Consider the following 19,800-nt stretch of genomic DNA (forward strand, 5'->3'; position numbering starts at 1 on the left):
ATATGGCACCACCCACCGTCTTGGACGAAACAAAATAAAGCGCACGACGAATCGCACGCTTTATTCCGCAGGTCTACTTAGGACAGATGGCCGGGGTTTCCAAGAGGTAAATTGTGATAAATCAAACGCAACAAGGGATGACCAAGACAACAAGATAAAGTGCGCTGACGAGCAATTGATTAGGTCGAATTACAGGGTTGAGCGCAAAATAGTTCGTGACATTGTTCCAACTTCAAGACTATAACCCGACAATTTTTCTCAGAAACAAGACGAAGCAAAAAAAATGTGTAGAATTGCCGCCTATTGCGGACCAAGTATTCCGCTTGAAAACATCGTCATCCGGCCCCAGCATTCATTGCTGGAGCAAAGCCAGCACGCGGCCGAGGCAAAGCTTGCCGTCAATGGCGATGGCTTCGGTATGGCATGGTACGCGGATCAGGATCGTCCCGGCCTGTACAGGGATGTCCTGCCCGCGTGGTCGGATGGTAACCTGGTCGATCTTTGCAGGATGATAAAATCCTCGCTGTTTTTGGCCCATGTCCGCGCGTCGACATTCGGCGAAGTGTCGCGCGCAAACTGCCACCCTTTTACATTTGGCAAATGGTCCTTCATGCACAATGGTCAGATCGGAGAGTTCGGGCGTTTGCGCAGACGGCTAGAATCCTCACTGCCGGACGAGCTTTATGCGGCGCGGCGCGGGTCGACGGATTCAGAGCTTCTGTTTCTGCTGCTGCTGGCCAACGGGCTGGATGATGCGCCGCAGGACGCTGTTGTCGCAACTCTGCGTCAGATCGATGCGCTTGACAGTCATCGGACGCAACCGGATCGCATGGCCGTCGCCTTTTCGGATGGACAGAGCCTGTATGCGTTTCGATATTCCAGCGACCAGCGCAGCCCGTCCCTGTATTTCGGGGAAGGGCTGGACCACGGCGGCAAGGTCATTGCATCCGAACCTCTGGACAAGGGCACAGGAAAATGGACGCCCATTGAAGACCGGAGTTTCTTTACCCTGACCGGCGAAACAGCCAGCCATACCGCGTTGCCGTTCAGCTAATCGAAAACGGGCGGTCCGATTGGACCGCCCGCAACATTGCTTTGGCGTGGATCAGGCTTATTCGCCCGAAGCTTCTGCCACATCAACGGTCACACCGGGGCCCATGGTCGAGCTCAGCGCGATTTTCTTCATGTAGGTGCCTTTGGCGCCCGACGGCTTGGCCCGGGCAACAGCCGAGACGAAGGCGCGAATGTTTTCGGCCAGCTTGGCGTCATCGAACGATGCTTTGCCAACGCCTGCGTGCACAACGCCGCCTTTTTCCGCCTTGAACTGAACTTCACCGCCTTTGGCTGCTTCCACGGCTGCTTTCACATCCATGGTCACGGTGCCAACCTTGGGGTTCGGCATCAGGTTACGGGGGCCCAGAACCTTACCCAGACGACCGACGATCGGCATCATGTCCGGGGTTGCAATGCAACGATCGAATTCGATGGTGCCGCCCTGAATGGTTTCCATCAGGTCTTCTGCGCCAACGATATCCGCGCCTGCTTCTTTCGCTTCGTCAGCCTTCGCGCCACGTGCGAACACAGCAACGCGCATGTCTTTGCCTGTGCCGTTCGGCAGGCCGACAACGCCGCGCACCATCTGGTCTGCGTGACGGGTGTCAACGCCCAGGTTCATTGCGATTTCAATGGTCTCGTCGAATTTCGAAGTTGCATTGGCTTTGACCAGAGCAACAGCTTCGTCCACCGACAGGTTTTCCTTGCCAACGACGGCTTCGCGCGCAGCGCGGGTACGTTTACCGAGTTTTGCCATCTTACTTCACCTCGATGCCCATGGAGCGGGCCGAGCCCAGGATGATCTGCATTGCGCCTTCGATGTCGTTGGCGTTCAGATCTTTCATTTTGGCTTCGGCGATTTCACGAACCTGCTTCGAGGTCACGGTTGCGATCGTTTCACGACCGGGATTCTCCGCTCCACGAGGGCGGTTCCGCTTGCCAACCGGCTTCAGACCAGCTGCTTTTTTCAGGTAATAAGACGCCGGCGGCGTCTTGATGTCCATGGTGAAGGACTTGTCCTGATAGTAGGTGATCACGGTCGGGCACGGCGCGCCGGGCTCCATATCTGCGGTCTTGGCGTTGAACGCCTTGCAGAATTCCATGATGTTGATGCCGCGCTGACCCAGCGCCGGACCAACCGGCGGCGACGGGTTCGCCTGACCTGCAGGAACCTGCAGTTTCATTGTACCAGCAAGCTTCTTGGCCATTTGGTTTTCCTTTCAACTAAGGTGAAACGCGTCTCACCCAGATTATGTTGCGTGGTCCGGCCCGGGATCGCGATCCCGGTAACCTCCCACGAGAGAATCTCGCCCGAAGACGATGGGGCGGCGTTTACAGGGGATCATGGGGGTTGGCAAGTGGCCCGCCATTCAATTCGGGATCACCGAATCGAGTTTCAAATCGATAAACACCGGCGTCGACGCGCCATGGCGGGAAATTGCTGGTCATTCCGGTCAAACCCAGGAAATCCCAGGTGGCCTGTAAAACGAGGTTTCGCGCTATATTAAGGGTTTATTTTGCTTGAAAAAACCGGAGCGAACCCGGCGCCCGACCGACAGACTGCTGTGGCTTCGTTCCTTGCGCCGCATAAATAACCGCGCCATGCTGTGGCTGTGCTATTATCGGGGAAAACAAATTTGTTCGGAGGTTCGTCATGATTATTCGTTTATTAACTATGCTTGTCGCCGCACTGTCTTTTGCGGCGTCCGTTCCCCAGACCGCACGGGCCGATGCGGGCGACTTCATCGGCGGCGCTGTCGTTGGCGGGGTCGTCGGATACGCGATCGGCAAGGACCAGCAAAAGAAAAAGTCCCGGTCTTCAAGCCAGACCTACCGGTCAGGCATTCCGTCCACCTCGCAAGGGGCGCAGACACAGACCGCGCTCAACTATTTCGGCTATAATGCCGGGCGTGTCGATGGGCAGGTCGGGCATGGGACCCGGTCGGCGATCGAACGCTATCAGGTGTCCATGGGCTATCCTGTGAATGGCTATGACTTCCAGCCCTATCAGTATGACTTTCTGATGCAGGCCTATTACTGGGCGACAAGCGGTGGGCAGGCGGCAACCCAGCTTTCGGGTCAACCGCTTTTGATGGCCTATCGGCAACAGGTGCAAACCGGCTCTGCCTTGGCGGCGGCGCCTCAGACCCAGGCCCCGGCCATCCCGGTTATCACGCCTCAACAGGCCGAACCCGCAACAAGCGCCGCTGAAGCTACGACAGCCAGCCTGCCGAGCCTGTTTTCCGGCGGTACCGGAGGCCCATCGTTAGCCAATCGGTGCAGCGGGGTCATGCTGCAAACGTCGACCAATGGCGGCTATACGAACCTGTCGAACATGTCCGATCCTGACTTTGCGCTCAGCGAGCAATTCTGCCTTGCCCGCAGCTATGCGATGGCACAGGGTGAAGAACTGATGCAGGACATCCAGGGCCTTACACCCGATCAGGTCGCAGCCCAGTGCGCCGCCTATGGCGACATGCTGGCACCGCAAGTTGACGCGCTGTCTATCAACTCGAAATCAGAGGCTGAAACCCAGGTGCGCAAGCTTGCCTTGGATTCGGGTCTAAGCCCTGCTGATCTTGCCGCGACCAGCAAGGTCTGCCTTGCGATGGGATATCGTCAGGACAACATGGATACCGCGGTTGGCTCCGCGCTGATGCTGGTTGCCATGGGTGAACCCGCATACGGAGAACTGGTCGGTCACCACCTGCGCGAAGGCTTTGGTGTCCAGGCGCGCCGCGACCTTGCGATGCAGTGGTATGATGCAAGCCTTTCGGCGCTGGATTCCGGGTCGCAGGCGGTTTTCCTGCCATCCCAGACCGACCGCCCGCAGCTTTTGCGCGCAGCCATGGTTCAGTCGCAGTAAGCCCATTTGAAAACTGTATCGGCCCGTGTAGGGCTGAAACTGAAAACGCCGCGATGCTTTGACATCGCGGCGTTTCGAATTTCTCTGGCAGAACGCTTAGCTTTGCTTGGTGACCTGCGTGAAGTCCAGCTCGACCGGGGTTTCGCGGCCAAAAATCGACACCGAAACCTTCAGCTTTTGCGCTTCGTCGTCCACGCCTTCGACCATGCCGTCGAAATCCTCGAACGGGCCGTCGTTGACCTTGACCTTTTCGCCGATCTCGAAGGTGATCATCAGCTTGGGCGCTTCTTCGCCTTCCTGAACGCGGTTGAGGATCTGGTTCACCTCGGCGTCGCGCATCGGCATCGGGCGACCCTGCGGACCCAGAAAACCGGTGACGCGGTTGATCGAGTTGATCAGATGATAGCCCTGATCCGACATTTCCATATGCACCAGCACGTAACCCGGCATAAAGCGGCGTTCGGTGGTGACCTTCTTGCCCCGGCGCACTTCGATCACCTCTTCGGTGGGCACCAGAACTTCGTCGATATCGTTCTCAAGGCCCTGTTCAGCCACCGACGTGCGGATCTGCTCTGCGATCTTCTTTTCGAAATTCGAAAGAACGCTGACCGAGTACCACCGTTTCGCCATGAACCTGTCGTCCTTGTTTGTCTTCGGGGCATCACATCTTGCGGACACACCCGTCATTTAAATCCTGTCACGTCATCCGGAATAAAAAGCGGCGCGCGGCCCGAATCGCCACACGCCCATTCCGAATATGCGTCACCTACTCTGACATCGCGCGAGGTGCAAGGGGCAGTCGTATTTGCCCCCGCCTGAACCGGCTTAGCCGAAAGCGCCCAGAACCAGCTGAAGGCCGCCCCGGATACCCAGATCGACCAAAGCAAAAAACACAGCTGTCAGCGCCGCCATGATGAAGACCATGACCGTGGTCAACAGCACTTCGCGCCGGGTCGGCCAGACGACCTTGGAAACTTCGGCACGGACTTGCTGAATGAACTGGATCGGGTTGGTGGTGGCCATTTGGCGTGTTCTCTCTGCTTGCGGATGGGCCGGACATAGCCGGGCATTGCGGCAATTTCAAGGGCGCTTGGATGAACTCTGCGCATATCGGGCGATTGGTCAGGGTTTGGGTTTGTCGTCCCACTCGTCACTCAGGATGCGGCGCGCGTCGCCATCGGGGTCTTCGTACTGATTGGAACGAACGGTATAGATAAAGGCGACCAGACCAACGCCCCCCAGAAACAGGGATATCGGGATCAGATAGGCAAGCACTTCCATCAGGGTTACCTCAGCCGCAATGCGTTCAGCGATACGGTAATTGACGAGGTCGACATCGCCAAGGCCGCGATCAGCGGTGTTGCCAGTCCGATCACGGCCAGCGGAACGGCAATCACGTTGTAAACGGTTGCGATCTGGAAGTTCTCGCGGATGCGACGGGTGGCCTTGATGGCCGTATCGCAGGCATCCGCAATGGGCAGAAGGTCATTGCCCAGAAGAACGATGTCCGAGGCAACCCGCGCCGCATCCAACGCCGAGGCCGGAGAGATCGACACATGTGCCGCCGCCAATGCAGCCGTGTCGTTCAGGCCGTCCCCCACCATCAGAACTTTGCGGCCCTGATCCCTGAGGTCCTGAATGCGCTGTGCCTTGTCCTGCGGCAAAGCCTCGGCGACCCAATCCGTTATTCCCAGCTTCTCGGCCAAAGATTGCACGGCGCCCTTCGAATCCCCCGAGATCAATAGCACATGCTTGCCTGACGCCCGCAACGCTTCCACCGCCTCGGCCGCGCCTGGGCGCAACGCGTCCGAGAAGCGGAACGCCAAGGGCGCATCGTCGCCAATTGCAAGCCAGGCAGACGTTTCCGCGCCCTGCTGTGCGCCGAGCCATGCGGCCCGGCCCAAACGAACGCGTTGACCGCGGTATTCCCCTTGGGTGCCGTATCCCGGCACTTCGGTTATGTCCCGAACATTTGCAGGCTTGATCCCGGCCTGTCGCGCGGCTTTGGCCAATGAAACGGACAAGGGATGCGCAGAGGCCTCGGTCAGGGCCAGCGCAACCTCGACCTGCGCGCGGGCGTGATCGCCAAGATTGACCAGTTCCGGCGCACCCGAGGTCAGCGTGCCCGTCTTGTCGAACACCACGGTGTCGGTCTCGGACAACCGTTCGAGCGCGGTTGCGTGCTTGATCAGCATACCCTTGCGGAACAATCGGCCCGAGGCAGCGGTGGTCACTGCCGGAACAGCCAGACCCAAGGCGCAGGGACAGGTGATGATCAGAACCGCCGCGGCGATGTTCAGAGCGGTGCGCAAATCGCCCGAATAGATGTACCACCCCACAAAGCTGAGCGCCGAAAGGATGTGGACACCGGGCGCATAAAGCTTGGCGGCCTTGTCGGCCAGCGAGGTATAGCGGGACCGCCCCGATTCAGCGATGGCCACCAGATCCGCCATCCGGTGCAGCGACGTATCCTGACCCACTGCTGTGGCGCGCAGGGTTAGTGGACCTGTCAGGTTGACCTCGCCCGCGCTGACCAGCTGGCCGGCTTCGGCAAACACCGGCAGGGTTTCCCCCGTCAACAGCGAACGGTCCAGTTCGGATTGGCCAGACACAATCTGACCGTCCACCGGCATTCGGCCACCGGGGCGCACAAGGATCAGATCACCAACCTTCAGATCGGCCACCGCAACTTCGGCCTCTAGCCCGTCCACGATGCGGATGGCGCGCGGCACTTCCAGAGCGGTAAGCTCTTCTGCCGCGGATCGGGCTGCGGCGCGGGTGCGGTAGTCCAGATATCGGCCCGCCAGCAGGAAGAATGTCAGGGTCAGCGCGGCATCGAAATAGGCATGCTCTCCGCTCAGTGCGGTCTCCCACAGGGATGTGACCAGCGCCAGCAGGATCGCCAGCGTGATCGGCACATCCATGTTCAGCCGCCGCACCCGCAGGGCGCTCCAAGCGTTGGCAAAGAACGGTTGCGCCGAAAAGGCAATGGCGGGCAGCGCGATTGCAGCGGAAATCCAGTGGAACATGTCGCGCGTCGCGTCTGTTGCGCCGGACCAGACCGACACCGACAACAGCATCACGTTCATGGAAGCAAACCCGGCGACGGCCAGTCGCATCAGCAGGTCACGTCCCGCCTTGTCCGCCTGTGTTGCCGACAAAGCGCCGGTGTCAAGCTCGTGCGCTTCGAAACCTGCCCGTTCAAGCACCGGGATCAGATCGGCCGCTCGGGTTTCCGGCGCGGCTTTGATCATCGCCCGTTTCAGAGTCAGGTTGACCCGCGCGTCTTCGACACCGGGATGGGCGTTCAGTTCACGTTCGACCGTCGTGATACAGGCCGAGCAGTGGATGCCCGGCAAGGACAAGGCAATCTGCACATCTTCCGGAATCGGGCGCGCGGGTTCTGCTGGTGCTGCCAGACACCCCGGGCAGGCCGCCGTACCGGATGAAAGCTGCGCCGTCATCGGCTACCCTTTCACATACAGCGGAACGCGCTGCGAAAACTCGGCACCATTGCCGTCACGCGCGACCAGCCGGATATTCCAGTTGCCCTTGCCCAGCGTGGCCGGAGTGGCATAGGCCGCGCCGTCAAAGGTGAAATCCGGTGCGAAATCGTCCCGCACATGGGTTGCGCGGCCAACCACCGCCTGCAATTCGCTGACCTGAACCGGTGCGCCGGTCGCGTCCGTAATATGCAGGATCAGAAGACCACCTTTGGTTTCTGCCCGAACCGTCCAGCCCAATGCCTGCTGCTCTTTCAGGCGATCGTTGAACTCCTGGCTGGCAACGTAGGAATTCTTGACCTCCAGCCCCGGAAACGTCTTCACCGCATTATAAGCCAGCACGAGGTTCACCGCGATGATCACGCCAAAGGCACCGACAAACACCGCCAAAGCGTGCTTTCCGGTGAATTTACGTTCGGCCATGATCAGTTCCCCCGTCCGTTGAACGTAGTGTCTTTGTAAGCACGTTCGCCGCTGCTGAGGTCTTCGACCCAGATCCGCACTGGCGTCGCTTCTGCTGCCGCCGGACCGCTGTCACGGGATGCCACGATATATACACGGGTCAATTGTGCCGTATCCGCCGTGACATTCACAGTATCTATCTTGGTTCCCTCAATTTCCAATCGCATCGACGGATCGCCCGCCAGAGACAATTTGAACAGGCGGTCCTCACCGTGCTTGTTGCGCAGCCTGACGTCATAGGTGTTTCGAATGGTGCCATCCGACAGGGTGACAAAGGTCGGGTTCCGCACGGGTGCTACGGTCAGATCGATGTCAGAGCGAATGAACAGGGCGAACAGCAGCGCAACCCCCACCAGTGACCACAACGAGGTGTACAGGATCGTACGGGGCCGGAAGATGTGTTTCCAGACATTCTTGGGCGGTTGTCCCGAGCGTTCGCGCGGCTCGTCGCTGAGCGCCATATAATCGATCAGCCCGCGCGGTTTGCCGATCTTGGCCATCATGTCGTCACACGCGTCGATACACAGGGCACAGGTGATACATTCAAGCTGCTGGCCATCGCGGATATCGATTCCGACAGGGCAGACATTCACGCAGGCCATGCAGTCGATACAATCCCCCAACTCGGAATCAGCTGTCCGCTTGCCTTTGCCGCGCGGCTCACCACGCCATTCGCGGTATCCCACGACCAGCGTGTCTTCATCCATCATCGCGGCCTGAATGCGCGGCCAAGGACACGCGTAGATACAAATCTGTTCGCGGGCGAACCCGCCGAAAAAGAAGGTCGTGCCAGTCAGAACCAGCATCGTCGTGTAAGCGACGGGATGCGCGTTGCCCGTCACAAGATCGCGGAGCAACGTCGGCGCATCCGCAAAATAAAACACCCAGGCACCGCCGGTGGCCAGGCCGATCAGGAACCAGGTCATCCATTTCGTCAACCGGAGCCGAGCCTTGCGGAAATCCAGCTTTTCCTGACGATGCAGGCGCAATCGGGCGTTTCTGTCGCCTTCGATCCAGCGCTCGACCAGAATGAAAAGGTCAGTCCAGACCGTTTGCGGGCAGGCATACCCGCACCAGACCCGCCCCAGCGCAGATGTGAATAGAAACAGACCCAGCCCCGCCATGATCAGCAGGCCCGCCACGAAATAGAATTCGTGCGGCCAGATTTCGATCCAGAAGAAATAGAAGCGCCGGTTTGCCAAATCCAGCAGGACGGCCTGATCCGGCAAGCTGGGGCCGCGATCCCATCTGATCCAGGGCGTTACATAGTAAATGCCCAGTGTCACGATAAGGATGATCCATTTCAGGTTCCGAAATGGCCCAGAAACGCGCCTTGGAAAGATCGGTTCTCGTGCGGCGTATAGGCTGGGGGTGGGGTTGGAATCGCTCACAGGCTGGCTCCGGTACTGGCTCTTCTGAGTGTGTGTTCTTCCAGATCACGCGCATAGCAACTTTGACATGGGTCAAAACGCGCATCGTACAGACACCTTTTATCACATTTCCCGTGCCTGACGCCTCAACCACGTCACAAAAGTTCTGACAGCTGGTCTAAGTGGCGAATTTGGCGTCACAATATGGTATCCGCGCGTATCCGGCTCTGCATAAAGCTCAACGATGCGACCGGCCTTGATGTCAGGCTCGACGAAATGTCGCACCGTGACAGTGACCCCCTGCCCGGCCCGCAGACCGTCCAGTACCAGGTTTCCCGGCAGCTCGGTCCGGCCCGCACCGCGTTCAGGACCGGCACCATGTTCGGCCAGCCAGGTCGTCGCCTCGGTGGTGCCGATTTCCTCGAGCCAGGGCAGTTGGGCCAACTCGGTCGGCGTCCATGACGTCTTTTCACCCAGCAGTTTCGGAGCGGCGACGATGACCACCGGCGACTGCAACAGCATCTCTGATTGCACACCGGTCCAACCGCCGGGGCCGTACCGAATGGCAATGTCGATCCCACCCGGTCGCAGTTCAACAACTTCGGCAGTGGGATCGAGGATCAGGTTCACCTCGGGATGGGTTTCGCGAAAAGCCGGTAGACGCGGCATCAGCCAAGAGGCCGCAAAAGAGGATGTCAGCGACACGTGGACCGGGCGGTCCTGACCAGACCGCACCAAATCCCCCACTGCCGCCTCGATCGCGCCAAACCCAAGTTGCAGGGCTCGGGCCAGATGTTCACCATCGGCGGTTAGGGTCAGGGCCTTGCCTGTTCGATCAAGCAAGGCAGCACCCAGATGGTTCTCAAGTACGCGCAACTGCTGGCTAATCGCCGCATGGCTTACGTTCAACGCAGCACCAGCTTCGACGACATTGCGTTTTTCAGCAAATGCCGCAAACGCCCTCAGCGCGGCCAATGGGGGAAGCGACAACCAATTCATATGTAACCCTGACTTACACTATGGAATGGTATTTGAGTCGCATTCAGCACTTCAAAGGTCAATCTTTATTGCAGAGATACCCTTGCAGAGGAGACCAACCATGCTGACCGTTTTTGCCAGATCTTTCATGACCGCAACCCGGATCAATGCGCCGCATATTCGCGATGTGCCAAAACCGGGTCGCCACAAACGCCGTTGGCTGCCGGAAGGTCATTGGTGGATTAAAAACCCGCGCGAGGTGGATCCGAACAACTTTTGACGCAGGTAACAGTAAACCTGAATCTGGACCACAGGTTTAAGTGGCCTTATTGTGGGAAAAAAGCACCGGCTGTTCAGGAAACGCGCGAACAGATGGAACAGCCGGTGCCCCAGCCTTCGGGCGGCGAACCGCCCGAAGGTGTTCTTTAGATCTTACTGACCGCCGCCCAACTGGTGGACATAGGCAGATACGGCGCGAATCTGCGCCTCGGTCAGGCGGGTATCCCAGTTCGGCATGACACCAAAGCGGCTGTAAGTTACGGTTTCCGTCAGCATTTCTTCACTGCCACCGTAAAGCCAGATCGCGTCAGTCAGGTTCGGCGCACCCTGGAAGATATCGCCTGTGCCATCCTCGCCGTGGCAGGCCGCACAGTTGTCTTCGAAGACAACTTTACCTGCCTGCGCTGCCGCATCGTCGGTCTGGGCATTGCTCAGCGACATGACGTACTGGACCACCTGCGTGATTTCCTCATGTTCGAGGATTTCGCCAAATGCCGGCATCTCGGAATAGCGCGCATCGGCGCTTTCTTCGTTCCGGATACCGTAGCTGACGGTGTAAACGATATCGTCCAGCGTTCCGCCCCACAGCCAGGCATCATCCAACAGGTTCGGGAAACCCGGCGCACCCTGCGCACCCGAACCATGGCATTGTGCGCACCAGGTCCGGAACACCGCACCTCCCGAGTTCACGGCATATTGCTGCAGTTCTGCATCCTTGGCGATGTCTTCCAGCGAAGTTTCCACCAGCTTGGCGTTCCAGGGCGCGTTTGCCTCTTCGAAGGCAACCATGTCCTGCTGAACGTTTTCTCGGGTTGACCATCCCAGCACACCGGCTGTCGCGCCGTGGACCAAGGGCCAGGCCGGAAACATGATCGTATAGATCACGCCCCAGAAGATGGTGGCGTAGAAGGTCCATAGCCACCAGCGCGGCATAGGATTGTCGAATTCCTCAATCCCGTCCCAGCTGTGCCCGGTTGTATTTGGATCGCCCGGCTGTTTATCAGGTGTCTTGCTCATTGCCGCGCCTCCTTGGGTGTGGCGGGTTTGTCTTGATGCCGGAAGGGGATGTTGGCAGTGTCCTTGTATTCCTTGCTGGCACCGGGGCGGAAAACCCAGATCACGATGCCAACGAAGAAGGCAAACAACACAAGCAGCATCCAGCTATCCGCGAACTGTCGAAGAAGTGTGTATTCTTCCATCCCACCCTCCTGTTAACGGCTTGCATCCGGGGTAAAGGTCGAGAAATCGACCAGCGTACCCAGCATTTGCAGATAGGCGATCAGCGCGTCGGCTTCGGTCAGTTCAGGCTGACCATCGAAGTTGCGTACGTTGACCTTGTCACCGTACCGCTCCAGCAGACCGTCGTAGTCACTGTCCGGGTCGGCCTGCGCGCTGAAATCGGCAACCGCGTTTTCCAGCATCTCGTCGGTATAAGGGGTGCCGACAACCGCATTGGTCGCCATGATGTCACCGATATACTTGCCGTCGATCTTGCGATGTTCGAGGAAGCCGTATTTGGGCATCACCGATTCAGGCACCACAGACTGAGGGTCGCGCAGGTGGTCCATCTGCCACTGATCCGAATAGCGGCCACCGACACGCGCCAGATCAGGTCCGGTACGCTTTGATCCCCACTGGAACGGGTGGTCATACATCGATTCAGCCGCCAGCGAGTAGTGGCCATAACGTTCGACCTCGTCCCGCATCGGGCGGATCATCTGGCTGTGGCAGACATAGCAGCCTTCGCGGATGTAAATCTCACGCCCTGCCATTTCGAGAGGGGTGTAAGGGCGCATGCCCTCCACCTTCTCGATGGTGTTCTCAAGATAGAACAGCGGGGTGATCTGCACCAGGCCACCGATGGTCACGACCAGAAAGCTGAAGATCAGCAGGAGGGTCGCGTTGGTCTCGAGGATCTTATGTTTGTCGAGAATTGCCATTGCTCCGGCCCTCCCTCTATTCAGCAGGGACCGCGACGGTCAGGCTGGCCTCTTTGGCCGGCGCTTTCCGCACAGTCATCCACAGGTTGTAGCACATGATCACGGCGCCAGCGACGAACAGAACGCCACCCAGAGCACGCACCACATACATCGGGAACTTGGCGGCCACGGTGTCAGCGAACGAGTTCACCAGGAAGCCATTTGCATCCACTTCACGCCACATCAGGCCTTCCATGATACCGGTGACCCACATCGACGCGGCATAAAGCACGATGCCGATCGTGGCGAGCCAGAAGTGCCAGCTGACCATCTGCAGCGAGTACAGACGCTCGCGCTTCCAAAGCACGGGCACCAGGAAGTACAGCGCGCCAAAGGTAATCATGCCGTTCCAGCCCAGCGCGCCTGAATGCACGTGACCAATGGTCCAGTCGGTGTAGTGGCTGAGGCTGTTCACAGCACGGATCGACATCATCGGACCTTCAAAGGTGGACATGCCGTAGAAGCCGACCGAGATGACCATCATGCGGATCACCGGATCGGTGCGCAGCTTGTCCCAGGCACCCGACAGCGTCATCAGACCGTTGATCATACCGCCCCAGGACGGCATCCACAGGATCACCGAGAACACCATACCCAGCGTCGACGCCCAGTCAGGCAGCGCGGTATAGTGCAGGTGGTGTGGACCGGCCCAGATATACAGGAAGATCAGCGCCCAGAAGTGGATGATCGACAGCTTGTACGAAAACACCGGACGCTCGGCCTGTTTCGGGATGAAATAGTACATCATGCCAAGGAAACCCGCAGTCAGGAAGAAGCCCACAGCGTTGTGGCCATACCACCACTGGATCATGGCATCCTGCACGCCTGACCAGACGATGACCGATTTCGAACCCCAGATGCTGACCGGGATGGTCATGTTGTTGACCAGATGCAGCATGGCAACGGTGACGATAAAGGCCAGATAGAACCAGTTGGCCACATAGATGTGGGGTTCTTTCCGCTTGATGATCGTACCCAGGTAGACCGCCAGATAGGCGACCCAAACAATGGTCAGCCACAGATCGACATACCATTCAGGTTCGGCATATTCCTTGGACTGCGTTCCGCCCAGCACATAGCCGGTTGCGGCCAGAACGATGAACAGCTGGTAGCCCCAGAACACGAACCACGCGAGGTTGCCGCCCCAAAGCCGCGCTGCGCTGGTACGCTGAACCACATAGAACGAGGTTGCGATCAATGCGTTACCGCCAAAGGCAAAAATGACCGCCGAAGTGTGCAACGGACGCAGACGACCAAAATTCAGATAACCCTGCGCCCATTCGAAGTTCAGTACCGGAAACGCCAGCTGAAACGCGATAAACGTCCCGGCGAGGAACCCGATCACGCCCCAAAAGGCAGTTGCGATCACGCCATAGCGGATCACGCCATCCATGTATTCGCCCGAGCGGTCGATCTGAATATCTGGCTCGTCAGTGTTTCGAAGCGTCCAGATGAACAGGCCACCGGCGATGAGCATCACCAGCAGCGCATGTACCTGATACGCCAAATCGCGTGCATAATTGGTTCCGATCGCTGCAAACAGCGCGATCAGACCAAGCACGATCAGCTTGATGTAATTCGACATATTGCGTCCCTTTGCCATGCTCCGCGCGCTTTTGATTCTTATGACGCGCGAAACCCATTTGACTGGCTGCCGTTCTGAAGCACGGCCACCTTCATTGCTTTGATCTGTATCAAGACAGTCCAGCGTTTTCTATGACACGCATGGTAGTAGAAAAGGGCTAACAGGTCACATGAGACCAATTGCCCGAAAAATGAGGTCAAAATGGCGTACAAATCTCTTCTCACAGTCATGACCGAAACGCAGACTGCACAGGCTGCTTTGGCGCAGATTGTGGCCCTGGCCGAGGCTCAGGATGCCCATGCCGAAGTCCTGTGTCTGGGCGTCGATCGCAGTCAGACAGGTTACTATTATGCGGGTGCCAATGCTTTGATCGTTCAGGAAACGCTGAACCGGGCCAATGCCGAGGCACAGGATTTGCTGGCCTTTGCCAATGACTATCTCGGCAAATCCGGCGTGCGTTGGTCCGCCGAACACGGCGTTGCACAAATTGCCGATATCGGGCGCCACGTCGCGCACCGGGCCCGGTTTTCCGACCTTGTGATCCTGCCACATCCGTATGGTGAAGGTCGGGGGGCCGAGGCCGAGCCCATTATCGAAGCGGCCATGTTCGAAGGACATTGCCCTGTTCTTGTGGTTCCCGACAGCGGCGCGCCGTTGAAAGCGCCGGGCAACATCATGATCGCCTGGAACGAAAGCGTCGAGGCCATGTGCGCCATCCGGCGGGCCCTGCCCTTCCTCAAACGGGCCGAGATCGTCCGTATTGTGGTAATTGACCCACCACAGCATGGGCCGGACCGGTCGGACCCGGGTGGGATGCTGTCCCAGATGCTGGCCCGTCATGGTGTCAAATGCGAGATCGATGTGCTCAGCAAGACCATGACCCGCGTCTCGGATATCCTTAATCGCCACGCGACGGATACCGAATCGGACATGATTGTGATGGGCGCTTATGGCCACTCCCGCTTTCGCGAAGCCATTCTGGGCGGGGCGACCCGGAACATGCTGGAACAATCCTCGGTTCCGGTGTTCTTGGCGCACTGACCTAAACAAGCAAAAAGCCGCCTCGACAGGCGGCTTTTTTCACCCCCGACGAATGAGGCCGATCAGGAACAAAAGGATCACGGCCCCAATTGTTGCGAAAAGGATCGACGACAACAGGCCCCCGCCAACAGAAAATCCTAGCGCCGGAAAGATCATGCCCGACAGGAACGCACCGACGATGCCGACGATAATGTTGCCGATCAGGCCGAACCCACGGCCCTCCATGATCTTTCCCGACAGCCATCCGGCGATTGCGCCAATGAACAGCATTGCCAACAGACTGCTGAACCCCATGCCACACTCCTATGTTAGTTCGTGAACCGACCGGATGGTCGCGGTAAGCGAGTTCTGCCGAGCGAAAGACCGGTCATACCAGAAACCCGCCATCGGAATCGTCGCCTGCTTCTTCCATGAGCCGGCCAAGATCGGGGATGGTCACGTGACGTTTGCCTTCCAGCAAGATCAAACCGTCCTTCTTCAGAGCTGAGATCTGGCGGCTGACCGTCTCAAGCGTAAGTCCCAGATAATCCGCCATGGCCTCTCGGGTCAGGGGCAGATCGAACACGATCGGTCCCGACAGGCCCTTTTGACCAATCGACGCATCCCGGCGGGCAATGATCGATATCAGGCTGGCGATTTTTTCGCGCGCTGTCTTGCGACCCAGAACCAGCATCCATTCACGGGCAGCATCAAGCTCGTCCAACGTCATCTGTAGCAGGCGATGCGCGATGTGTGGCGTTTCGTTCATCAGCTCTTCAAATGGTTTCTTGCGGAAACAGCACATCACGACATCCGTTGTCGCCTGCACATCGTAAGGCGCAATGTCGCGCCCCGGGCGACCGACGAAATCGCTGGGCAAGAGAAGACCAACCATCTGGGTGCGCCCGTCTTCCATCGTTTGTGTCAGCGACGCGATTCCCGCGACGACTGAACCGACGAAATTCATCTGGTCGCCCGACCAGATGATGGTCTGACCCGCTTCGAAACTGCGGTAATACTTAATGGCATCAAGCGCTTCCAGTTCGTCAGCGTCACAGCGGGCGCAGACCGCGCGATGTCGTATCGGGCAGTCTGCGCAATTTGAATGTTCGAACTGTGCTTTTATTGTCATCTGCGTTTCCACTTGATCTCCGTCAAAGCACCTAAGTCGCCTGCCCCCTAAGGGTATCGTCATGATAGTGAAACCACAATTGGCAAAGCTTGGACTTTTTGACGCGAAAGTACCGCGTTACACAAGCTATCCCACAGCGCCCCATTTCAACAATGACGTGGGGGCGGACATGTTTGGCGACTGGATTTCGGGAATCGAGCCCGGCAGCGCCATATCCCTTTATATCCACGTCCCGTTCTGCCGCAGGCTGTGCTGGTTCTGCGCCTGCAGGACGCAAGGCACACAAACCGACAATCCGGTGATTGCATATGTGGATGTTCTGAAAGCCGAGCTGGACCTGCTGGCGGCGCGCCTGCCCGCGGATGTGGTGCTGTCGCGCCTGCACTGGGGCGGCGGTACGCCAACGTTGCTGAACGCCCAGCTGATGCGTGATCTGGCACAGCACATTCTGGGGATCGTCCCCATGGGGCCGGACGCCGAGTTTTCGGTTGAAATCGATCCGAACGAGATTGACGAGGCGCGTCTGGATGCGCTGGCAGAGGCAGGCATGAACCGCGCCTCGATTGGAGTGCAGGATTTCGACGATGAAATCCAGAAAACCATTGGCCGCATTCAAAGCTACGATACAACGCGCGACGCGATCGACATGATCCGCGCACGTGGCATTGCCAGCCTGAACGCGGATATCCTTTACGGGCTGCCCCATCAGACCAAGGCCCGGATGACGGAAAGCGTGCAGAAGCTTTTGTCGCTCAGCCCGGACCGCGTGGCGCTTTATGGGTACGCCCATGTGCCGTGGATGGCCAAACGGCAGCAGCTGATCCCGTCGGACGCACTGCCAACGCCCGAACAACGGCTGGAACTGTTCGACACCGCCCGCCGCCTGTTCCTGTGGGACAACTACGCCGAGATCGGCATCGACCATTTTGCCACGCAGGATGACGGGCTGACCCAGGCCCTGCGCGCGGGTCGTCTGAAGCGGAACTTCCAGGGTTATACCGACGATCAGGCCGATGTGTTGATCGGTGTCGGGGCCAGCTCGATCTCGCGCTTTCCACAAGGCTATGCGCAGAATGCCCCGGCCACATCCGCCCATACAAAAGCCATCCGCAACGGGCAGTTTTCGACATCCCGCGGGCACCTGTTCAAAGGTCAGGATATTCTGCGCGCCCGTCTGATCGAAGCGCTGATGTGCGATTTCCGGATCGATTCGGCTGAAATCCTGCGCGATCACGATATCTCGGCCGCAGCGCTGAACGAGATGTATCGTGCCGCCAACGCCTCATTCGACGGGCTGCTGCAAATCAGCGAGGAAGGGCTGTTCATCCCCCCCGAGGCGAGGGCGCTGACCCGGATGGTTGCCCGCAGCTTCGACGCATACGACCTCAGCAAAGCCGGGCACAGCTCGGCGATCTGACCTTTTTTTCGGGCAACATTCAGCCCGTTGAGTACAAAACACATCGGGGGCTTGACGCACGCCTGCGGTTTTTTCCACACTCAAGCTGTGGGGTGATGTTTCGCCCTGCGGCCTGAGGCGGGCAAATTACAGACAGTCCTAGCTGACGCGACTGCGTCGGACGGCCCTTTTCGTGCAGCCATTCTGCAACCTGAAAGAGGGACAACACTCATGCGCGTATTCACCGTCCTCGGGCCCAGCCAGTCGGGCAAATCTACCCTGGTCGAGGCCATCAGCCGCCTCGACGGGCGCCCGACCACATTCGATGTTTCCGGAACCGTGCACTTGCACGGTTTTTCTTACCTGGACGAGCCCTGGTGCGCGATCGACGTGGATGGGGGTGGCGATTCCCTCGCGTATGTCGGCCCAGCCATGGCGATCTCGGATGCTGCCGTTATCGTGGTACCGCCCGATCCAAATGCCGCCGTGCTGTGTGCGCCGTATCTTCGGCTGGTGGAAGAGGCAGGCATTCCCTGTTTTCTTTTCATCAACCGCATGGACAACCCCAATGGCCGCATCCGCGACATCATCGCGGCGCTGCAAACCTACTGCACGCACCACATCGCCCTGCGTCAGGTTCCGATCCGCGAGGGCGACACGATCATCGGCGCGGTCGATCTGATCTCGGAACGGGCGTGGAAGTATCAGGAGGGCCAGCCGTCGGCCCTGATAGAGCTGCCCAAATCTGTCGAGGATCGCGAGCAGGAAGCCCGGACCGAGTTGCTTGAGACACTTTCCGATTTCGATGACCACCTGCTGGAACAGTTGATTGAAGACAAACAGCCCCCAAGCGATGAGGTTTATGAGCTGGCCGCGCAGGTTTTGCAGAATCATCAGTTGATCCCAGCCTGTCTGGGCGCCGCAAGCCACGGCAACGGGCTGACGCGCCTGATGAAAGCGCTGCGTCATGAGGCCCCCGAGTTTGATATCGCCGCCGGACGAGACGAGGCCGCCGAAAACGCCCGTGCCATCGCGGGCTTTGCGGATGTCAAAAAGCATATCGGAAAGATCATCGTTCTGCGCGGCCTTGGGGACGGGGTAAAAGCCCATGAGGCGTTGGGCGGTGAAACGGTCGGCAACCTGACAACACTGGACGCCAAGACCCAGATCGCCGCGCTGGAGGCCGGGCAGATCGGACTGGCGGTCAAATCCGATCACCTCAACCCCGGATACATTTATGACAGTTCCTCCGCGACAGAGTTGCCGGAATGGGCGTCTTCTCATCCGGTTGCGCATCGTCAAGTCGTCTCGCCCGCGCATGAGCGGGACGATGTGCGCCTGTCAAACGCCCTGAGCCGTCTGGCCGAAATCGATCCGGGCCTGCATCTGCAACAGGATGAGATGAGCGGCCATTCGATTCTGGGCTCGCAAGGTCCGCAACATATGCGGCGCGTGACCGCCAAGCTGGCAGAGGATTTCGGGATCGAGATCGAGGCGGAACAGGTGGAAACCGCCTATCGCGAAACCATCCGCGCAACGGTTGAGCATCGCCATCGCCATCGCAAGCAATCCGGCGGCGCGGGGCAATTCGCGGATGTGGTAATATCGGTCGCGCCATTGCCGCGCGGATCGGGGTTCCAGTTCGATGAGGTGGTCAAGGGCGGCGCCGTTCCCAAGAACTACATCCCGTCTGTGGAACACGGAGCCAAGGACGCATTGGAACAAGGCCCCGAAGGCTTTCCCGTAGTTGATGTCAAAGTGACCCTGAGCGATGGCAAACACCACAATGTGGACAGTTCGGATTATGCCTTCCGGACCGCAGGCAAGAACGCCGTGCGCGAGGCATTGCCGCAAGCCAAACCTGTGGTCCTGCAACCGATCCTGAGCGCCGAGATACACTTACCCTCGGCCTTTGTGGGCGATCTCGTACCAACGATCAGCACCCTTCAGGGGCAGGTTCTGGGATTTGAGGGCAACCCGAATGCAACGGGCTGGGAGATATTCAACGCCCAGTTGCCCGCCGTTGCCGAGGACGAGCTGCACCGCACCCTTGCCAGTGCCACACGTGGAACTGGGTGGGTCAAGCTGAGCTTTGATCACTATGAAGAACTGCGCGGGCCTGTGCCCCAGTCATCGGCGCGAGAAAAAGCCAGCGCCTGACTCGCGACACCGGGCGG

The 19,800-nt window shown here is 58.7% G+C and carries 21 protein-coding genes; 6 read left to right on the forward strand and 15 right to left on the reverse strand.

Translation table 11 applies throughout. The features are described 5' to 3' along the window. Nucleotides 1–283: 283 nt before the first annotated feature. Nucleotides 284–1,054, forward strand: coding sequence for a class II glutamine amidotransferase (locus AC2FNC_RS12520; RefSeq protein WP_480520914.1), 771 nt, complete (start codon nt 284–286; stop codon nt 1,052–1,054). A gap of 57 nt (nt 1,055–1,111) precedes the next feature. On the opposite strand, the gene rplA is transcribed toward AC2FNC_RS12520, so the two are convergent. Together rplA and rplK are read right to left on the reverse strand one after the other, a co-directional pair. After that, entirely contained in the window at nt 1,112–1,810 is a 699-nt protein-coding gene (gene rplA, locus AC2FNC_RS12525) for a 50S ribosomal protein L1 (protein WP_496715501.1), read from the reverse strand. 1 nt (nt 1,811) lies between these two features. Then, nucleotides 1,812–2,261: a 50S ribosomal protein L11 gene (gene rplK, locus AC2FNC_RS12530; RefSeq protein WP_480474069.1), complete on the reverse strand. Its 450-nt coding sequence runs from the start codon at nt 2,259–2,261 to the stop codon at nt 1,812–1,814. 446 nt (nt 2,262–2,707) lie between these two features. Here rplK and AC2FNC_RS12535 point away from each other — a divergent pair, with 446 nt between their 5' ends. Next, a complete protein-coding gene (locus AC2FNC_RS12535; protein WP_496715502.1) occupies nt 2,708–3,919 on the forward strand; it encodes a peptidoglycan-binding domain-containing protein in 1,212 nt (403 codons plus the stop codon). Nucleotides 3,920–4,015: 96 nt separating this feature from the next. Here the strand turns inward: AC2FNC_RS12535 and nusG are convergent, their stop codons facing one another. The 7 genes from nusG to AC2FNC_RS12570 all read right to left on the reverse strand — a co-directional run bounded on the left by nusG (nt 4,016) and on the right by AC2FNC_RS12570 (nt 10,253). After that, entirely contained in the window at nt 4,016–4,549 is a 534-nt protein-coding gene (nusG, locus tag AC2FNC_RS12540) for a transcription termination/antitermination protein NusG (protein WP_209507773.1), read from the reverse strand. Between the two features lie 195 nt (nt 4,550–4,744). Continuing rightward, nucleotides 4,745–4,942 carry a preprotein translocase subunit SecE gene (gene secE, locus AC2FNC_RS12545; protein ID WP_480474071.1) on the reverse strand — a complete coding sequence of 66 codons (198 nt, stop codon included), beginning with the start codon at nt 4,940–4,942 and terminating at the stop codon, nt 4,745–4,747. A gap of 99 nt (nt 4,943–5,041) precedes the next feature. Then, a complete protein-coding gene (ccoS, locus tag AC2FNC_RS12550) occupies nt 5,042–5,200 on the reverse strand; it encodes a cbb3-type cytochrome oxidase assembly protein CcoS (RefSeq protein ID WP_209507770.1) in 159 nt (52 codons plus the stop codon). 5 nt (nt 5,201–5,205) lie between these two features. Further along, the gene (locus AC2FNC_RS12555) at nt 5,206–7,383 is read right to left on the reverse strand and encodes a heavy metal translocating P-type ATPase (protein ID WP_480623692.1); all 2,178 of its coding nucleotides are present in this window, start codon (nt 7,381–7,383) and stop codon (nt 5,206–5,208) included. Nucleotides 7,384–7,386: 3 nt separating this feature from the next. Further along, nucleotides 7,387–7,845, reverse strand: coding sequence for a FixH family protein (locus tag AC2FNC_RS12560; RefSeq protein WP_480520916.1), 459 nt, complete (start codon nt 7,843–7,845; stop codon nt 7,387–7,389). A gap of 2 nt (nt 7,846–7,847) precedes the next feature. Then, complete coding sequence (ccoG, locus tag AC2FNC_RS12565) at nt 7,848–9,275, reverse strand: cytochrome c oxidase accessory protein CcoG (RefSeq protein WP_480520918.1); 1,428 nt, start codon at nt 9,273–9,275, stop codon at nt 7,848–7,850. A gap of 102 nt (nt 9,276–9,377) precedes the next feature. Continuing rightward, a complete protein-coding gene (locus tag AC2FNC_RS12570) occupies nt 9,378–10,253 on the reverse strand; it encodes a LysR family transcriptional regulator (RefSeq protein WP_480520920.1) in 876 nt (291 codons plus the stop codon). Nucleotides 10,254–10,353: 100 nt separating this feature from the next. Between AC2FNC_RS12570 and AC2FNC_RS12575 the strand changes: the two genes are divergently transcribed. After that, entirely contained in the window at nt 10,354–10,512 is a 159-nt protein-coding gene (locus AC2FNC_RS12575; protein ID WP_480474077.1) for a hypothetical protein, read from the forward strand. Between the two features lie 152 nt (nt 10,513–10,664). Here AC2FNC_RS12575 and ccoP read toward each other — a convergent pair whose 3' ends face one another. Genes ccoP through ccoN form a run of 4 tightly spaced genes read right to left on the reverse strand, consistent with a single transcriptional unit; the run spans nt 10,665 to nt 14,075 of the window. Further along, entirely contained in the window at nt 10,665–11,528 is an 864-nt protein-coding gene (gene ccoP, locus AC2FNC_RS12580) for a cytochrome-c oxidase, cbb3-type subunit III (protein ID WP_480474078.1), read from the reverse strand. Then, a complete protein-coding gene (locus AC2FNC_RS12585; protein WP_209507756.1) occupies nt 11,525–11,710 on the reverse strand; it encodes a cbb3-type cytochrome c oxidase subunit 3 in 186 nt (61 codons plus the stop codon). Before AC2FNC_RS12585 ends, ccoP begins: the two co-directional genes overlap by 4 nt. Before the next feature lie 12 nt (nt 11,711–11,722). Beyond that, nucleotides 11,723–12,451 carry a cytochrome-c oxidase, cbb3-type subunit II gene (gene ccoO / locus AC2FNC_RS12590; protein ID WP_480474079.1) on the reverse strand — a complete coding sequence of 243 codons (729 nt, stop codon included), beginning with the start codon at nt 12,449–12,451 and terminating at the stop codon, nt 11,723–11,725. Between the two features lie 16 nt (nt 12,452–12,467). Continuing rightward, nucleotides 12,468–14,075 carry a cytochrome-c oxidase, cbb3-type subunit I gene (gene ccoN, locus AC2FNC_RS12595; RefSeq protein ID WP_480520922.1) on the reverse strand — a complete coding sequence of 536 codons (1,608 nt, stop codon included), beginning with the start codon at nt 14,073–14,075 and terminating at the stop codon, nt 12,468–12,470. Between the two features lie 201 nt (nt 14,076–14,276). Between ccoN and AC2FNC_RS12600 the strand changes: the two genes are divergently transcribed. Then, nucleotides 14,277–15,116, forward strand: a complete 840-nt coding sequence (locus tag AC2FNC_RS12600) for a universal stress protein (protein WP_480495960.1) — start codon at nt 14,277–14,279, stop codon at nt 15,114–15,116. Between the two features lie 39 nt (nt 15,117–15,155). On the opposite strand, the gene AC2FNC_RS12605 is transcribed toward AC2FNC_RS12600, so the two are convergent. Then, nucleotides 15,156–15,410: a GlsB/YeaQ/YmgE family stress response membrane protein gene (locus AC2FNC_RS12605; protein WP_209507747.1), complete on the reverse strand. Its 255-nt coding sequence runs from the start codon at nt 15,408–15,410 to the stop codon at nt 15,156–15,158. Nucleotides 15,411–15,483: 73 nt separating this feature from the next. Beyond that, the gene (gene fnrL, locus AC2FNC_RS12610; protein ID WP_496715504.1) at nt 15,484–16,227 is read right to left on the reverse strand and encodes a transcriptional regulator FnrL; all 744 of its coding nucleotides are present in this window, start codon (nt 16,225–16,227) and stop codon (nt 15,484–15,486) included. Nucleotides 16,228–16,288: 61 nt separating this feature from the next. On the opposite strand from fnrL, the gene hemN reads away from it, so the two are divergent. Together hemN and AC2FNC_RS12620 are read left to right on the forward strand one after the other, a co-directional pair. Further along, nucleotides 16,289–17,644: an oxygen-independent coproporphyrinogen III oxidase gene (hemN, locus tag AC2FNC_RS12615; RefSeq protein WP_480555826.1), complete on the forward strand. Its 1,356-nt coding sequence runs from the start codon at nt 16,289–16,291 to the stop codon at nt 17,642–17,644. A gap of 210 nt (nt 17,645–17,854) precedes the next feature. Beyond that, entirely contained in the window at nt 17,855–19,783 is a 1,929-nt protein-coding gene (locus AC2FNC_RS12620; RefSeq protein ID WP_480474084.1) for an elongation factor G, read from the forward strand. The last annotated feature ends 17 nt before the right edge of the window (nt 19,784–19,800 follow it).

The organism is Ruegeria sp. BHSA123 (genome assembly GCF_059613425.1).